Origin of the sequence: Lysinibacillus mangiferihumi, assembly GCF_003049665.1 — a bacterium.
Classification (GTDB): Bacteria; Bacillota; Bacilli; order Bacillales_A; family Planococcaceae; genus Lysinibacillus; species Lysinibacillus mangiferihumi.
This window is the reverse complement of record NZ_PYWM01000002.1, coordinates 158,402-173,037: the sequence shown is the minus strand read 5'-3', so window position 1 is coordinate 173,037 and position 14,636 is coordinate 158,402. Positions and strand designations below refer to the sequence as shown.

The following is a 14,636-nucleotide window of genomic DNA, read 5'->3' as shown; positions in this document are numbered from 1 at the left end:
CCCCTGTTACGTACGCTCAGGTGTTGCATAGCGTATCGCAATATTTTTCATTTGTGTATAATTTCTTAGTGCCACAAAGCCTTTTTCACGACCGATTCCGCTCTTTTTATAACCACCAAACGGCATTTGAATCCCACCTGCTGCGCCGTAATTATTGACGAATACTTGTCCTGCCTTCACTCGGCTAGCCACATAATGAGCCGTATCTAAATCCTTAGACCAAACACCCGCTACTAATCCATAATCCGTACCATTGGCTAAGGCAATCGCTTCCTCTACTGTTGAAAACGTCAATATAGTTAACACCGGCCCGAAAATTTCCTCCTGCGCCAGTTGAGCGTTGGCATCTACGCCATCGAGAATCGTCGGTTGGATATAGTAACCTTTTTCATAGCCTTTAATTGTTAGCGTATCGCCACCTGTGATAACATAGCCATCCTCTTTTGCTTGCTTCAACAGTGTGGAAATCTTTACATATTGCCGTTCATTTAATAAAGGGCCCATATCGACATCCGCTTCTCCTGGACCAATCTTCAAAGTTTGAAACCTGTCAACTAACCGCTTGATAAACAACGCTTTCGCATCTTCTTCAATTAGTAAGCGCGCTCCAGCAGAGCATGTTTGCCCCGCATTTTGAATAATAGCACGGACTACGCCTTCTAATGCCTGTTCCATCGGTGCATCCGCAAACACAATATTGGGAGACTTTCCACCGAGTTCTAATGTGACAGGTACGATGTTTTGGGCTGCTGCTTTCATCACTTCCACCCCTGTAGCAACAGAGCCAGTAAATGTAATATGATTAATATCAGGATGCGTCGTTAACAGCGGACCTACCTCACGACCTAATCCTGTAATATGTTGAAAAATCCCTTTTGGGAATTTTCGGGCAAACCATTGTGTCATCGCATGTGTTGTCAACGGGGTATCTTCAGCACTTTTGACTATGACTGCATTTCCTGTTGCAATTGCTGCGGCAACGCTTCTTGCCGTAATTTGTAAAGGATAATTCCACGGTACAATATGGACCGTAATCCCTACAGGCTCTAATACGACAGCATTTAATATACCGTCTTCGATAGGGATCGTGTCTCCCATCAGTTTATCGGCAGCCCCACCGTAAAACTCAAAGTAACGTGCTGCTGCTTCAACATCGGCACGCGCTTGTGTTAAGGGCTTTCCAACATCCCGACATTCTAGCAAACTCCATTCTTCAGCATGCATGCGAATATACTGTGCTAGTTCGAGTAATAATTGACCACGCTCAAAAGCTTTCACTTGGCGCCACTCTTCACTTTCAAAAGCAATACGTGCAGCTTGTACCGCCTCATCTACCTGTGCCTTACTAGCATTTTTTAGTTGCGCGAGTACTTCACCAGTAGAAGGATTGACAACATCTATAAACGCCTGACCGTCTCCTTGTACCCACTTTCCATTTATTAACATAGGAATAATTTGCATTGTACGCCTCCTATAAGCCACGGCCTCCGTCTACATGTAACGTTGTCCCTGTTACCATGCTTGCTGCATCTGATAGTAGGTAACTTACGGCACCTGCAATATCAGATGGAGCGACTAAACGTCCAAGTGGCACTGATTGTATAAAAACATTGTGCTTTGCATGTTCAGCATCTGCACCATGTGCAGTAAACCGTGCTAGCATTTGCGTGTCTGCTGGTCCTGGATGAATGGTATTGACTCGAATTTGATGGGAGGCAAGCTCAATCGCCAACCCACGTGAAAAGCTTTCCGCCGCTCCTTTAGAAGCAATATACGCCTGTAAACCGGGACGAGGACGCACCGCAGAAATCGAAGCAATGGTCACAATCGAACCTTTTTTCCGCTTCTTCATATACGGCACAATGGCCTTTGTTGTAATAAACAGACTTTTCACATTTACGTCCATTAGTCGATTCCAATCATCCATTGTTACTTGCTCAATCGGTGTCGCAGCCTGTGCAATGCCTAATGCATTGACCAAGCCATCAATTCGTCTATACTTGGCGTAAACTTCATGGACAATGGCTTGTATGCTATCTTCTTGCAAAACATTGACTTCATATGTTTGCAAAGATTGTTGCGCTAGATTTGTGAGTGAAGTAACCGATAAATCAAGACCTATCACAATATGTCCTCGGTCAAGTTGGTCTTCTATGATCGCCTTCCCCATTCCTCCCCCAGCACCTGTTACAATGATCACTTGCTGTGTAACTGCCATCTTACACACCCCTTGCTGTTTGTTTAATGTTTTCAAGCGCCTGACAAATAGCATCCCCCATCTGTGTAGTTGTTGCCTGTCCGCCAATATCTGCTGTTTGCACGGCTCCCTCGATTAACACTGCTTCAATCGCCGCAACGATTCGCTTTTCTAAATCAAGTCTTCCAATATGCCCAAGCAATAACGCAAGTGACCAAATTTGCGCAATCGGATTAGCAATCCCTTTCCCTGCAATATTGGGTGCAGAACCGTGCACTGGTTCAAACATTGATGGAAATGCTTTTTCAGGATTTAAATTTGCCGAAGGAGATAACCCTAGCCCTCCAACAAGTGCCGACCCTAAATCCGATAAAATATCGCCGAATAAATTCGATGCCACCACTACTTCAAAATCTTGCGGCCGCTCTACAAAATAAGCGACTAATGCATCGATATAGAGAGATTCCAACGTTAAAGCTGGCGAAGCTTGTGCCACAACATCTTTCGTCATCTCATCCCAAAATTTCATAGCATAGATAATGGCATTTGATTTCGTTGCACTGGTAATTTTCGATTTGCCATTTTGATGAGCATAATCACACGCGGCTTGTACAATTTTTTCAACACCGAGCCGTGTCATTATCGTATTTTGAATCGCCATTTCCTGTGGCTGGTTATGATAAATATGTCCACCACTATTCGAATATTCACCTTCCGTATTTTCACGAAAAATAACCATATCGATATCTTTGCTATTCGCCAGTGGTGAAGCAATGCCCTGTAGTGATTTGACTGGTCTAAAATTGACATATTGCTGGAATTGTTTACGAATCGGCATAATAAATTCCCATACCGTAACATCATCTGGTACACGCGCATCACCAATCGCACCGAATAATATCGCATCATAGTTTCTTAATGTAGTGAGCGCATCTTTTGGCATCATACAACCATGCTGTACATAATAATCCGAGCTCCACGGAAAAATGGTCGTTTCAATGTCTAAAGATGGTTCATCTTGGCGCAGTTGTGCAAGCACTTTTAATGCTTCTGCCATCACTTCCTTACCAATACCGTCTCCAGGAATAACTGCAATTTTGACCATTATGCATCACCTGCTAAAAACTTTAATGCTGCTAAACGATAAATAGCCGTCGTTTCTGCAAGCTCTTCAATATCGACATATTCATCAATTTGATGCGGTAGTTCACGGTCACCCGCCCCAACAGTGACGATTGGTATACCATGTACATGGAGGAAGGTTCCATCCGTAGCACCTGGCACTCCGTTATAAATCGGCTCTTTTTGCGTCACCTCTGCTACCGCTTCGTAAATAGCTTGGACAACTGGCTGTTCTTTTGCAGTAGCGGTTGCTGGGCGATTATCCAGCACCGTAAGCTCCACTTTAAAGTCTGGATCATCTGCTTGGAGTCGTTGAATAATGGCATCGATTTTGCCTAATAATTCATCATGATCCTGGGCTGGAACGGTGCGAATATCTAGCGTCGTCATACAATGATCAGGGATTACATTAATTTGCGCATCCCCTTTTACTGGTGCACGTAAAATCGTTGGTGTAATGGATGGCCAGTTAAGCATTGGATCACGACCTAAACGCGCTTGCTCTTCTTTTTCTAACTTTTCAAGCTCCACAATCAAGCGTGCCATCCGCCAATTCGGATTAATGCCACTCCAAGAAATCGCGCCATGTGCCATTTTGCCGAAAATATCGACCTGTAAGCGAATAGCACCGCGTTGTGCAATGCAAACATTATTTTCTTGTGGCTCACAAATAATGGCACCATCTACGCCATCCGCCCAGCCATTGCGAATAAAATGTTTTATGCCTAACATAAGCCCTTCTTCATCACATGGGATACATAAAATAATTTTGCCCGTAAATTCCTCGCCATCTAGTAGCAATGACTGACAAGCTGTTATCATACAAGCGAGATTACCTTTTGTATCATTCGTCCCGCGTCCATACATTCGTCCATCAATAATTTCCGCAGCGAAAGGATCATATGTCCATGCTTCACGATTGCCTTCGGTTACAACATCTGTATGTCCTTCAAAAAGTAGCGTTTTCCCTGGCTTCCCCGAATCAATAATGCCAATAACATTTGGTCTACCAGGCACAACTTCTTCCACAAACGTTTCAATACCGCTAGCGCGCAAGTATTGCGCCACGTAATTGGCTACTTCCTGTTCATTGCCATGCGGGTCATTTTCGCGGTAGACACTTTCAATCCGCACGAGCTTTTGTGTTAAGGCAATAACCGTTTCCCGATCTCGTTGATACGTTGCCGTTGTCTTGATAGTTGGTTCAAGCATATATGAAGCCCCCTTTATATTAGAAAATATTTACAATTTATATTTTCATATTGTATATTTACTAATATATTGGACAAAATGATAATCATTCATAGAATCATACGAAGTTTTTTTACTGCTATTTCCCAATAGAAAACACTCGCCCAAAACGCAATAAAAGTTACGTTTTGAGCGAGTGCTTTTGTATTTTAATTTCTAGCTTTTACGCATACTTAATAAAATCCATCGTGTGCTTTTGATAATAGTGCGCAATATCTTCGGTAATTAAGGTGTATGCTATTAACTCCAGTAGTCGATTTCTTTCCTTACAGAAGGCACATTTATTTTTCATAAAGGCAGACATTAACTATGTTCTGTTAAAAACCTTATCAATTTCCGCTCTGTCATAGTCTAAAATCCAGTCATTATGCTTCTTGTAAATATCTTTTATTGCAGCGGGAGAAGTTGCCAACAAATCACAACCTCTGTCATCGTAAACGTGAAAAATGGTTTTCCTATTAATATTTATGAAGTAAACATCATAGTAAATCTGCGGTTTCAATCCCAAGTCTTGATTGCAAATGGCTTTTAACATTGGAATATAGTTAAAATCAAACGTTTTACATTGTAAAGTAAATCGATGCGTTATTAATTTCCCATCTTCATCATCTTCAGGGAATATATAAGGTAACGCCTCATGCTTTAATTTCAACAATAAAGATTTGTTCACATAACGCGGAAAATTTTTTAATTTACGTTTTAAGTTTCTATTATTTTTAACATCATGATTATCCATCACTACAAAAATCTCTTCATTTGGACTATGAAGTGCTTCAAATAAAGTAATCGCTCTTTTATAACATCCTAACACATAAGGGTTATTTGGATAATCATATTCTCTTTTCCAATTAACCCCAAGTTCAAAACGAATCCCTATATCCCAACTATAAAATAAAGGTGGTCGAAGTTGTAAATTGGGGTAATTTTCGTGCATAAAGTCAGTTAACTGCATTTTATCACCTCTCATTATTATCTCTTCAATATTTCGAATATCGGGGAAACACAAACTACTATGTTTCAAATAACTATAAATGTTAGTATATTAGCTCCTTCTCAAATAAACAGTGGTTTCTAATAACTTACACGCGCCCAAAACGCTTTAAAAGCAACGTTTCAGGCGCGTGTTTGTGTTCATATATTATATTAATAACAGCTTCGAACATCTCTATTTATTTAACTTCCAGCTAATAAATAGTATTCATACTTATTAAAGTCCATTGTATGCTTGATTTTCTTTTGGAAAAACTTCGCATTGTCCTCTGTAATTTTGTAAGAGCCTGTAACTGGATGAATAGAAGATAGTTGAAAAATAGTTTGCAACTCCTCTAAAGTAATATCGGTCAATAATTCACTATCTTCGATTATTTCCTCTCCTGGAAAACTCCATGACACTTCTCGTATAACATTCTTTTCAGAAAGATAATAGGGAGACATCATTTGCTCTACAAAAAGACATTGCTCGCTCGCAAATTGAAGTGCTTCCTGTTGTATGCTGTTCGCTCCAATAAACATATAGTAGTCATAACCGAACTGGACAAAGAAATCCTCGGTAATCAATTGGCAATGAATAAACTCTCGCAACACCATTTTACAGACGATAGGAATTTGAGCAATGGTTACTAGCATATCTTCTGCCAACGGCATCGTATCAAACGCAGCATCATATAAAGGAGAACTTTTATCAACGTCAGACAGACCATATGTCTCAAGATGGATTAGTCGGACATTCTCAATTTGATAAACCTCAAGAAATTTCATTACCGTATCTACATACGCATTCTCGACCTGTAAATAGTCGTCTAACGTTAATATTTCTCCATGAAAAGATTTCCCGATTTCTGAAGCACTTGTCCACTCATCTCTCAAATAATGTCCTTCTGCATTTCGATAAGCAGGATTGTATTTAGTAATCCGCCATTGATAGTCGATTTCTTTATGCACAGATAGATGCACCTCCATTTTTAAAATATTAAATATATTTTATCAAAAACTAATTTTCAATTCTTCAAAGAACCTACCACCTATTGACTTCTATTCTCCAAAATATCTTGAATTGTATAGTCGGCCAGTACCGATTGAAACGTTTTTTCGGCTTTTGCAATAACCATGGAGATAAAACGTTCTGAACCGGTAGATGGCACCGACCAATAGGGTGTTTCATTGTCATTTCCTAACACTTTATAAATATCTTGCATCGTAATTTGCGCTGGTGTTTTATTGAGACAATAGCCCCCATAGCGACCACTATGCGCCTGTACATAATCCTGTTCTGCAAGTTTTGCGAGCATTTTTCTAATGAATGTAGCATCTTCCCCTAGTGTCTCTGCAATCACATTACTTTTTAGTAGTTCGTTCGATTCCGCCATTAGGACAATTGCTCGCAATGCGACATGGAACCATTTTGGCCCAAGATCACCCGATTGGATAAGTAACTGCATTGTCATTCCCCCAATTTTCAAAATACTCTTTTTTTTCTTTTGACTTCTCTTACTCATTGTACTATATTTTAATTGTGATATTTTAACCACAATTAAAATAGCGTTTCACTATAAGGAGGGCATACAAGTGGAAAACCGAGTACACCCTGAATTAAAAACGTTCTTATCAGCTATGGAAGATTTGCATTTAACAAGAGAGAATATTGCACAGTCGCGTAGTGCGATGAATGAAATGCTTAGCGGTGACGAAGTAAAAATGGAGAATGTTAAGATTTCAGAGCGCTTTATTGCTAGTCCTAACGGGGCCCCAGACGTTCGTATTCGAATTTATGAACCAGTTGAAAAATATGGCGCTGTACCTGCTATTTTATATATTCATGGTGGGGGTTTTATCATTGGCTCAATCGAGATGTTTGATGCAAGTTGTCAGATGCTTGTTGCTCAATTAGATTGTGTTGTCGTTTCAGTTGGCTATCGCTTAGCACCTGAACATCCTTACCCTGCTGGTGTAGAAGATTGCTATACAGCCCTTGAATGGCTAGCGGCAAATGCTTCTGAACTAGGGATTGATTTAACACGGCTTGCTGTCCATGGTGCAAGTGCTGGAGGTGGATTAACTGCCGCGGTTTCCTTGTTGGCAAGGGATCGAAAAGGGCCGAAAATTGCTTTTCAAATGCCACTTTATCCAATGATTGATAATCGTTGTATTTTACCGTCAAATAATGAAATTACTGATGCTAGAGTATGGAATGGTCCGCAAAATCAGCGTGCATGGGAAATGTATTTAGGGCCTCATTATGCTAGTGAAGCGCCTATTTATGCAGCTCCTCTGCATGCAGACGATTATGCTAATCTTCCTCCTACGTATACATTTATCGGCGATTTAGATCCATTCCGTGATGAAACCATTGAATATGTTGCGAGGCTTACAAAAGCGGGCGTACCGACCGAATTTCATCTATATCCTGGATGCTTCCATGGCTTTGAACACATGGTCCCACAAGTAGAAATTAGTCAACGAGCAATTAAAAATTATATGTATGCCTTTAAGAAAGCATTTGAAAAAGCGCCTTCACCTACTACTTAAATTACTTTTCCACGCGTGATTAGCGATACTGGAGAATTTATTGGTGATTTCTATAGTTTTAATGGTGATTCCCGATGCTTTAGTGGCGATTCCCATGGTTTTAATGGCGATTTCCGATGCTTTAGTGGCGATTCCCATGGTTTTAATGGCGATTCCCGATGCTTTAGTGGCGATTCCCATGGTTCAATCAGTGAAAAATACAACAAGAGCATCGAAATTCGATGCTCTTGTAATGACTTTTATGCAATTATTGTTGACGTGATTCGGTCATTTGCTTCCATACTGAGCCTTTTGCTTCTTCCCCTTGCTCAATACGGGCAATCGCCATTTTCACTTGAAGTTTTACTTCAAATTCTTTGTCATCTTCGACTGCCTTTAACGCTTGTAAAGATTGCTCTGTTCCTACTTCATATAGGTACATTGCTGCGCGCCAGCGGACAAGTTTATTTTTATCTTGTAATGCTTGTTGCATTGCCGCTTCAAACTCCACAAAGCCCAGGTCACTCATACAGTCTCCTGCTGTACGGCGCACCGCAGCACTTTTATCACGCAATGCTTTTTCCAAGTATGGTACAACTGCTACATCTTCAATCATGCCTAAGTAGACCGTCGCCAAACGACGGATGGACATTTGCTCATCTTGCAACGCTAAATCTAAAAGTGGTAAATCATCCAGCTCGGGATCCGCCATTTGATCAAGTAATTGGAAACGTTTTTCCCATTCAGGCTGTTGGAACTGTTCCACCGTTATTTTTAGCTTAGCCGGTTTTTGATTGGTCTTTTCTGTATCATTCGCCGTTGCAACAATATCAGCTAAACGTTGTGCTGAATAGGTCACATCGATTTCCTGTTTAACCGCTTCCGCAATTTCCTCTAGCTCACCATAACGAACGCCATAGTCAATCCATTTACGTTGGAAGATGTAGTTTTCATCGACATCTGTAGCAATAATGTTATTAAATGCATCGACAAAACGATCACCACAGCTCACACGATATTCTCGCTGATTGTCAAATACTTTTACTTGTAACGGCACTTGCTTGTAAAACTGGACATGGACATAAACTTCACCGTAAAATTCATTGGCAATTTGGATGTCGCTAGCTTCCGCTACATCTTCCCCTAATACTTGTCGAATGCTCGATAAAATACTTTCCCAGCCGTACTTTGCATTACGTTCGACTGCAAAGAAGTCCGCTACATGATAGACGCCTTTAACCCCTTCTATGGCTAAAATAGCTGCCGCTTCTCCTGTCGCTTCGTCTTTGTTGTCCTTTGTAAAGTTAAAGCTTTTGCCAAACGGTAACTCCGTATCGACGATAATCTTCATTGAATTAGGACTTGGTGTCGGTTCAATTGTAAGTATTTTCATGTAATACACTCCTTATCCGTTTACGATTTCATCTAAGTACGACCATCTTTCAATGAGATGCTCATAATGTGCATTTAGCTCATCTAATTTCGCCGTTAACTCCTGCAATTTAGTAAAATCAGCGCCAGCGTTTGCAATCCCTGCCTCGGTTTCCATAATCGTTGTCTCTGTTTTTTCGATCTCATCTGCAATGGTTTCCCATTCTTTTTGTTCTTTAAACGACAGTTTTTTCTTGTCAGATTTTGGCTTATCAACCTTTTGTTTCTCCACTTTTGGTGCTTCTACCTTGACAGATGTTTCCTGCTCACGCTTTTGTAAATAATCGCTATAAATATCAAGCGACTCATCGACATGTCCTTGCCCGTCTAATATCCATAGCTTTTTAGCTATACGGTCAAGGAAGAAGCGATCGTGGGAAATGGTGATGACAACGCCTGGGAAATGTTCGATAAAGTCTTCTAATACTCCTAGCGTTTCAATATCTAAATCATTGGTCGGCTCATCCAATAACAGGACATTTGGTTGTTCCATTAAAAGTCTTAATAAGTGCAGGCGCTTCCTTTCTCCACCGGATAATTTACCGATTGGTGTACCGTGTGCATGAAGTGGGAATAAAAAGCGCTCCAACATTTGGGCAGCGGAATAGCGTACACCTTCTGCATCGGTAATGTCATTTGACGCTTCACGAATATATTCAATCATGCGCTCATTTTCATTCATTTTCGGTAACGTTTGTTTAAAATGGGCAAGTTTGACGGTAGAACCGACATGAATTTCTCCCTTATCCGGTGAAAGTTCGCCAGCTAGCATATTAAGTAAAGTCGATTTACCAACGCCATTGGCACCGATAATACCAATACGATCGCCTTGTTGCAGTAAAAACGTAAAATGCTCAACGATTTTTTGTGCACCAAAAGCCTTTGATATATTTTCAGCCTCTAATACTTTGCGTCCAAGGCGTGTTGTCGCTAAGCCCAATTCCAGTGACACATCATCTGACTTGCGTTCTAAGTTGTCTTCCAATTGTTCGAAACGCTGAATACGAGCTTTTTGCTTTGTGGAGCGCGCCTTTGCACCGCGACGAATCCATTTTAACTCCGAACGATAACGATTGCGATCTTTTTGGGCTGAAGCCGCGGCCATTTCCTCACGAATCGCACGAGCCTCTAAAAAGTCTCCATAGTTGCCTGTATGTCGATATAGCGTTTGGTCGGCAATTTCATATATATGGGTTGATAATTCATCTAAGAAATAACGATCATGGGTAATGAAAATAACAGCACCTTTTAAGCGCAATACCATTTCCTGCAACCATTCTGTGGACTGTACATCTAAATGGTTGGTCGGCTCGTCCAATAAATAAAGATCTGCCGGCTCAATTAACACTTTTGCTAAAGCGACACGTTTTTGTTGACCACCTGAAAGGGTTAACACTTCTTTATCAAACATTTCAATGCCAAGCTTTGTCAGCGCGGTTTTCGCAAGGGCATTGACATCCCAAGCTTGCTCCTCGTCCATGCGTTGCTGTAAGCTAAACAATGTTTTTTGTAAGCTTTCTGACGTTGGGTTCATCGCAAGCGCAGCCACAGTTTCTTCATATTGTCGGTTCAGTTGTAAAACGGGCGAATCGCCTGCAAACACTGCTTGTAGTACCGTTTCACCACTATTAAATGTTGGTTCTTGGGGTAAATACGCTATACGATATTTATTCGGACGATCAATGGCAATTGCATCCGCTTCGATTTGACCAGCTAAAATGGACAGCAACGTAGATTTCCCTGTACCATTAATGCCGATGAGACCCGCACGCTCCCCTTCATAAATTGTAAATTCGATATTTTGAAAGAGCGTTTTATCGCCCACTGTCTTCGTTAAATTTTGTACGATTAAATGACTCATTATGCTTTTCCATCTCTTTCGTTCTGTAATTGCTGTAAAAAGCTGACCATAAATTGATGGCGTTCATTTGCCATTTGCTTGCCTTTATCAGTCGTCATTAAATCTTTCAATAATAAAAGCTTCTCATAAAAATGGGTTACAGAAGATGTATTTTTACTTCGATAATCTTCCTCGGTCATTGTTGTACGTGCTTCTTCTGTATCATCGTAGAGTTTACGACCTTTGGCACCACCATAAGCAAATGTCCGTGCAATGCCGATTGCGCCAATGGCATCCAAACGATCAGCATCACGCACAATTTTCGCTTCCAGTGAAGTGGCTTTCAGTTCATTGCCCCCATTAAACGACACTTGTGCGATGCAATCACGAATATGTTGTTTTTTTGCATCACTAATTGGCAATTCATTAATAAGCTGTTCTTCTTGTTCTTTGCTATCTGTATACTTTTTATCACTCACATCATGCAAAAGCACCGCCATTTTCACAACCTCTGCATCTGCATCTGGTTCTGTATGTAAAATCGCTACCGCATTTTCATAAACGCGCTCAATATGTTGAAAATCATGACTCGCATCAAATTGCTCATAGATACCACGTACCTTGTTTTTTAAATCATTCATATCCATTCTCAGTCCTTCCTCTTTGCCTATTATACTGTATTGCTCTCGGAAGTTGGTAACGATGTAGCCTTTTCTAGAGAAAAACAAATAAAAAATACATATCAATTGATTAATTATTCAGACTATTGTAAAATAAACATACAGAACAACCTCTATTGTTCTGTATACTCACAATTTGCGTAGCGTACAAAAAACTATGTGTTTTACTAGCTTAAATAACTTCAGCGGGCTTACAATTGAATACTGTTTTACAGAATGATGAAATGCGTATAGTGTAACCGATCATCTTCAATAAAAGTGAACATTTTCCCTTAATTTTCAAGTTTGTTAACCCGCATAGTACATGTACAATACAAAAATTTGTGAACAACCAGTTAGTTTTGTTTGCACGACCAAGAAGGCTTTTACCAAATGTAGCAAGGTATGATGGATTCTTCATTAAACGATGTTACCTTCTACTATTCGGTACCTGAGTAGATTGGAACGTAACTCCTCCCTTTAATGATTCATGTATCATCCACTATGTGATCATTTTGCGAAATGCCGCATCATTGGAGTCGTGCTAACAAATATCGATAATTCATTTAGGCAACATTTTTCCGAAGTTCATTTTAGGTAAAAAGGAAGTAATACGTTACGAAGGAAGTAGGAAAGAAATTGATCGCATGTAATACCCTCCCGCTGAAGGAACAATAAAAGCTGCCCATCTTGTTGAGATGTTGGCAGCTTTTATATGTTAATGCTTTTACCCGCGATTTGAGGTATTTTATCCGCGTTTTTTTGAACTTTACCCGCGAAACAACTACTTTTACCCGCGATATTCTATACTTTATCCGCGGTTTTTAATTAAAACAATCCTACAGCATGTCCCTCACTATCGACATCCATACGCAATGCAGCTGGCTGTTTTGGTAAACCAGGCATTGTCATAATATCACCTGTTAGACACACTAAAAATCCTGCACCAAGCTTTGGAATGACTTCACGAATCGTTACTGTAAAGCCTTCAGGACGTCCTAGTAAACTTGGTTGGTCAGATAACGAATATTGTGTTTTTGCCATACATATCGGCAACGTATCCCAACCAAATTTTTCGATTTGTGCCATTTGTTTTTTCGCTTGGTCTGTAAATTGGACATCTTTCCCGCCGTAAACTTTTTGCACAATAGTACGTACTTTTTCTTCAATTGATTCCGTTACATCATATAAAGGAGAGAAATTATTTTCTTCATCTAACACAGATAATACTTGCTCTGCTAAGGCTAATCCACCTTTGCCGCCCTCTTCCCAGACATTTGTACGGGCAATGCGCACATGATTTTCTTGACACCAGTTTAGCACTGCTTCTAGTTCTGCTTCTGTGTCTGTAATAAAACGGTTTAACGCGATAATTGGTTCAACACCAAATGTACGGATCGTCTCTACATGTTTCGCTAAATTTTCGATGCCTTGTAACAGGGCGGGCACGTTTTCTCCAACAAGTGCTGTTTTCGCTACTCCGCCATGCATTTTCAATGCACGAATTGTTGCTACAATTACTACCGCACTTGGTTTAAAACCTGCTTTACGTGCTTTAATGTTCATAAACTTCTCGGCACCTAAATCGGAACCGAAGCCCGCTTCTGTTACAACGATATCAGCCAACTTACGTGCTGTTTGTGTTGCCATAATGGAGTTACAGCCATGTGCGATATTAGCAAAAGGACCGCCATGAATAATAGCAGGTGTCCCTTCAAGTGTTTGTACTAAGTTTGGTTTGAAGGCATCTTTTAATAGCAGCGTTAGTGCACCTTGTACTTGTAAATCGCGCACAAATACTGGCTCACGATCAAATGTATAACCAATCACGATGCTTGCTAAACGCTCACGCAAATCATCTATGCTAGTTGCCAAACAAAATACCGCCATAATTTCAGAGGCAACTGTAATATCAAAGCCGTCCTCACGTGGCATCCCTTGTACTGGGCCACCAAGACCGATCACCACTTTTCGAAGCGCACGGTCATTCATGTCCATCACACGTTTCCAAATGATACGACGAGGATCAATGTTTAAGGCATTACCTTGATGGATATGATTATCAATAAAGGCTGACAGCGCATTGTTCGCTGTTGTGATGGCGTGTAAGTCACCAGTAAAATGTAGGTTAATATCCTCCATTGGTACAACTTGTGCATAGCCACCACCCGTTGCGCCCCCTTTGACACCCATTACTGGGCCTAGGGAAGGCTCACGCAATGCAACAACAACATTTTTCTTTAATTGATGAAGGGCATCTGCTAACCCAACCGTAACTGTTGATTTTCCTTCACCAGCTGGCGTTGGACTAATGGCGGTCACTAATACCACCTTTGCATCCTCACCATGAGCTGTTATTTTTAAAGGATCGATTTTAGCTTTGTAGCGACCGTATTGTTCTAATGCATCCTCTGGAATGCCGGCCGCTTTGGCGATGTCTATAATTGGCTTCATTACCGCTTGGCTAGCAATTTCTAAATCTGATAAAGGTTGATTTTTCGTTGTCATATGGAACCCTACTTTCTCTATATATGATTCAACTCCATTATAGACTTTATTGTGAAAGAATACACAGTTAGTTATGCAATATTTCGACAATCAATTGACATCTCTAATGAATTCATGTATGTTC

Annotated in this window: 13 protein-coding genes; 2 read left to right on the top strand and 11 right to left on the bottom strand. The window is 40.5% G+C overall.

Annotated features, from left to right (window positions below; all coding sequences use genetic code 11):
* Nucleotides 1-6 precede the first annotated feature (6 nt).
* The 7 genes from C9J37_RS02875 to C9J37_RS02845 all read right to left on the bottom strand — a co-directional run bounded on the left by C9J37_RS02875 (nt 7) and on the right by C9J37_RS02845 (nt 7,008).
* Nucleotides 7-1,461, bottom strand: a complete 1,455-nt coding sequence (locus C9J37_RS02875; protein ID WP_107894163.1) for an aldehyde dehydrogenase family protein — start codon at nt 1,459-1,461, stop codon at nt 7-9.
* Between the two features lie 10 nt (nt 1,462-1,471).
* Nucleotides 1,472-2,218, bottom strand: coding sequence for an SDR family NAD(P)-dependent oxidoreductase (locus C9J37_RS02870; protein WP_107894162.1), 747 nt, complete (start codon nt 2,216-2,218; stop codon nt 1,472-1,474).
* 1 nt (nt 2,219) lies between these two features.
* A complete protein-coding gene (locus C9J37_RS02865; RefSeq protein ID WP_107894161.1) occupies nt 2,220-3,302 on the bottom strand; it encodes a tartrate dehydrogenase in 1,083 nt (360 codons plus the stop codon).
* Nucleotides 3,302-4,531 (bottom strand): M20 family metallopeptidase, encoded by a 1,230-nt coding sequence (locus C9J37_RS02860; protein ID WP_107894160.1) that lies wholly within the window; start codon nt 4,529-4,531, stop codon nt 3,302-3,304. The genes C9J37_RS02865 and C9J37_RS02860 overlap by 1 nt, the downstream gene beginning before the upstream one ends.
* A 346-nt stretch (nt 4,532-4,877) precedes the next feature.
* Entirely contained in the window at nt 4,878-5,522 is a 645-nt protein-coding gene (locus tag C9J37_RS02855; RefSeq protein WP_235617005.1) for a DUF3885 domain-containing protein, read from the bottom strand.
* A 221-nt stretch (nt 5,523-5,743) separates the two neighbouring features.
* Nucleotides 5,744-6,511 carry a DUF7683 domain-containing protein gene (locus C9J37_RS02850; RefSeq protein ID WP_107894159.1) on the bottom strand — a complete coding sequence of 256 codons (768 nt, stop codon included), beginning with the start codon at nt 6,509-6,511 and terminating at the stop codon, nt 5,744-5,746.
* 80 nt (nt 6,512-6,591) lie between these two features.
* Nucleotides 6,592-7,008 carry an Rrf2 family transcriptional regulator gene (locus C9J37_RS02845; RefSeq protein WP_024363481.1) on the bottom strand — a complete coding sequence of 139 codons (417 nt, stop codon included), beginning with the start codon at nt 7,006-7,008 and terminating at the stop codon, nt 6,592-6,594.
* Nucleotides 7,009-7,135: 127 nt separating this feature from the next.
* Between C9J37_RS02845 and C9J37_RS02840 the strand changes: the two genes are divergently transcribed.
* On the top strand, nt 7,136-8,095 hold the full coding sequence (locus tag C9J37_RS02840; protein WP_107894157.1) for an alpha/beta hydrolase: 960 nt from the start codon (nt 7,136-7,138) through the stop codon (nt 8,093-8,095).
* A 43-nt stretch (nt 8,096-8,138) separates the two neighbouring features.
* Nucleotides 8,139-8,357 (top strand): hypothetical protein, encoded by a 219-nt coding sequence (locus C9J37_RS02835; protein WP_107894156.1) that lies wholly within the window; start codon nt 8,139-8,141, stop codon nt 8,355-8,357.
* Here the strand turns inward: C9J37_RS02835 and C9J37_RS02830 are convergent.
* From C9J37_RS02830 to C9J37_RS02815, 4 genes are all read right to left on the bottom strand, one after another.
* A complete protein-coding gene (locus C9J37_RS02830; RefSeq protein WP_107894155.1) occupies nt 8,343-9,467 on the bottom strand; it encodes a conserved virulence factor C family protein in 1,125 nt (374 codons plus the stop codon). The two genes, C9J37_RS02835 and C9J37_RS02830, sit on opposite strands and share 15 nt — an antisense overlap.
* Before the next feature lie 12 nt (nt 9,468-9,479).
* Nucleotides 9,480-11,366 carry an ABC-F family ATP-binding cassette domain-containing protein gene (locus C9J37_RS02825; RefSeq protein WP_107894154.1) on the bottom strand — a complete coding sequence of 629 codons (1,887 nt, stop codon included), beginning with the start codon at nt 11,364-11,366 and terminating at the stop codon, nt 9,480-9,482.
* Nucleotides 11,366-11,986 (bottom strand): HD domain-containing protein, encoded by a 621-nt coding sequence (locus C9J37_RS02820; RefSeq protein ID WP_024363477.1) that lies wholly within the window; start codon nt 11,984-11,986, stop codon nt 11,366-11,368. Before C9J37_RS02820 ends, C9J37_RS02825 begins: the two co-directional genes overlap by 1 nt.
* 846 nt (nt 11,987-12,832) lie before the next feature.
* Nucleotides 12,833-14,512 carry a formate--tetrahydrofolate ligase gene (locus C9J37_RS02815; RefSeq protein ID WP_107894153.1) on the bottom strand — a complete coding sequence of 560 codons (1,680 nt, stop codon included), beginning with the start codon at nt 14,510-14,512 and terminating at the stop codon, nt 12,833-12,835.
* Nucleotides 14,513-14,636: the final 124 nt, after the last annotated feature.

Excerpts from the sequence above, each read along its gene's own strand:
- C9J37_RS02875 (WP_107894163.1), bottom strand. The coding sequence starts at position 1,461 with ATGCAAATTATTCCTATGTTAATAAATGGAAAGTGGGTACAAGGAGAC.
- C9J37_RS02870 (WP_107894162.1), bottom strand. The coding sequence starts at position 2,218 with ATGGCAGTTACACAGCAAGTGATCATTGTAACAGGTGCTGGGGGAGGA.
- C9J37_RS02865 (WP_107894161.1), bottom strand. The coding sequence starts at position 3,302 with ATGGTCAAAATTGCAGTTATTCCTGGAGACGGTATTGGTAAGGAAGTG.
- C9J37_RS02860 (WP_107894160.1), bottom strand. The coding sequence starts at position 4,531 with ATGCTTGAACCAACTATCAAGACAACGGCAACGTATCAACGAGATCGG.
- C9J37_RS02855 (WP_235617005.1), bottom strand. The coding sequence starts at position 5,522 with ATGCAGTTAACTGACTTTATGCACGAAAATTACCCCAATTTACAACTT.
- C9J37_RS02845 (WP_024363481.1), bottom strand. The coding sequence starts at position 7,008 with ATGCAGTTACTTATCCAATCGGGTGATCTTGGGCCAAAATGGTTCCAT.
- C9J37_RS02830 (WP_107894155.1), bottom strand. The coding sequence starts at position 9,467 with ATGAAAATACTTACAATTGAACCGACACCAAGTCCTAATTCAATGAAG.
- C9J37_RS02825 (WP_107894154.1), bottom strand. The coding sequence starts at position 11,366 with ATGAGTCATTTAATCGTACAAAATTTAACGAAGACAGTGGGCGATAAA.
- C9J37_RS02820 (WP_024363477.1), bottom strand. The coding sequence starts at position 11,986 with ATGAATGATTTAAAAAACAAGGTACGTGGTATCTATGAGCAATTTGAT.
- C9J37_RS02815 (WP_107894153.1), bottom strand. The coding sequence starts at position 14,512 with ATGACAACGAAAAATCAACCTTTATCAGATTTAGAAATTGCTAGCCAA.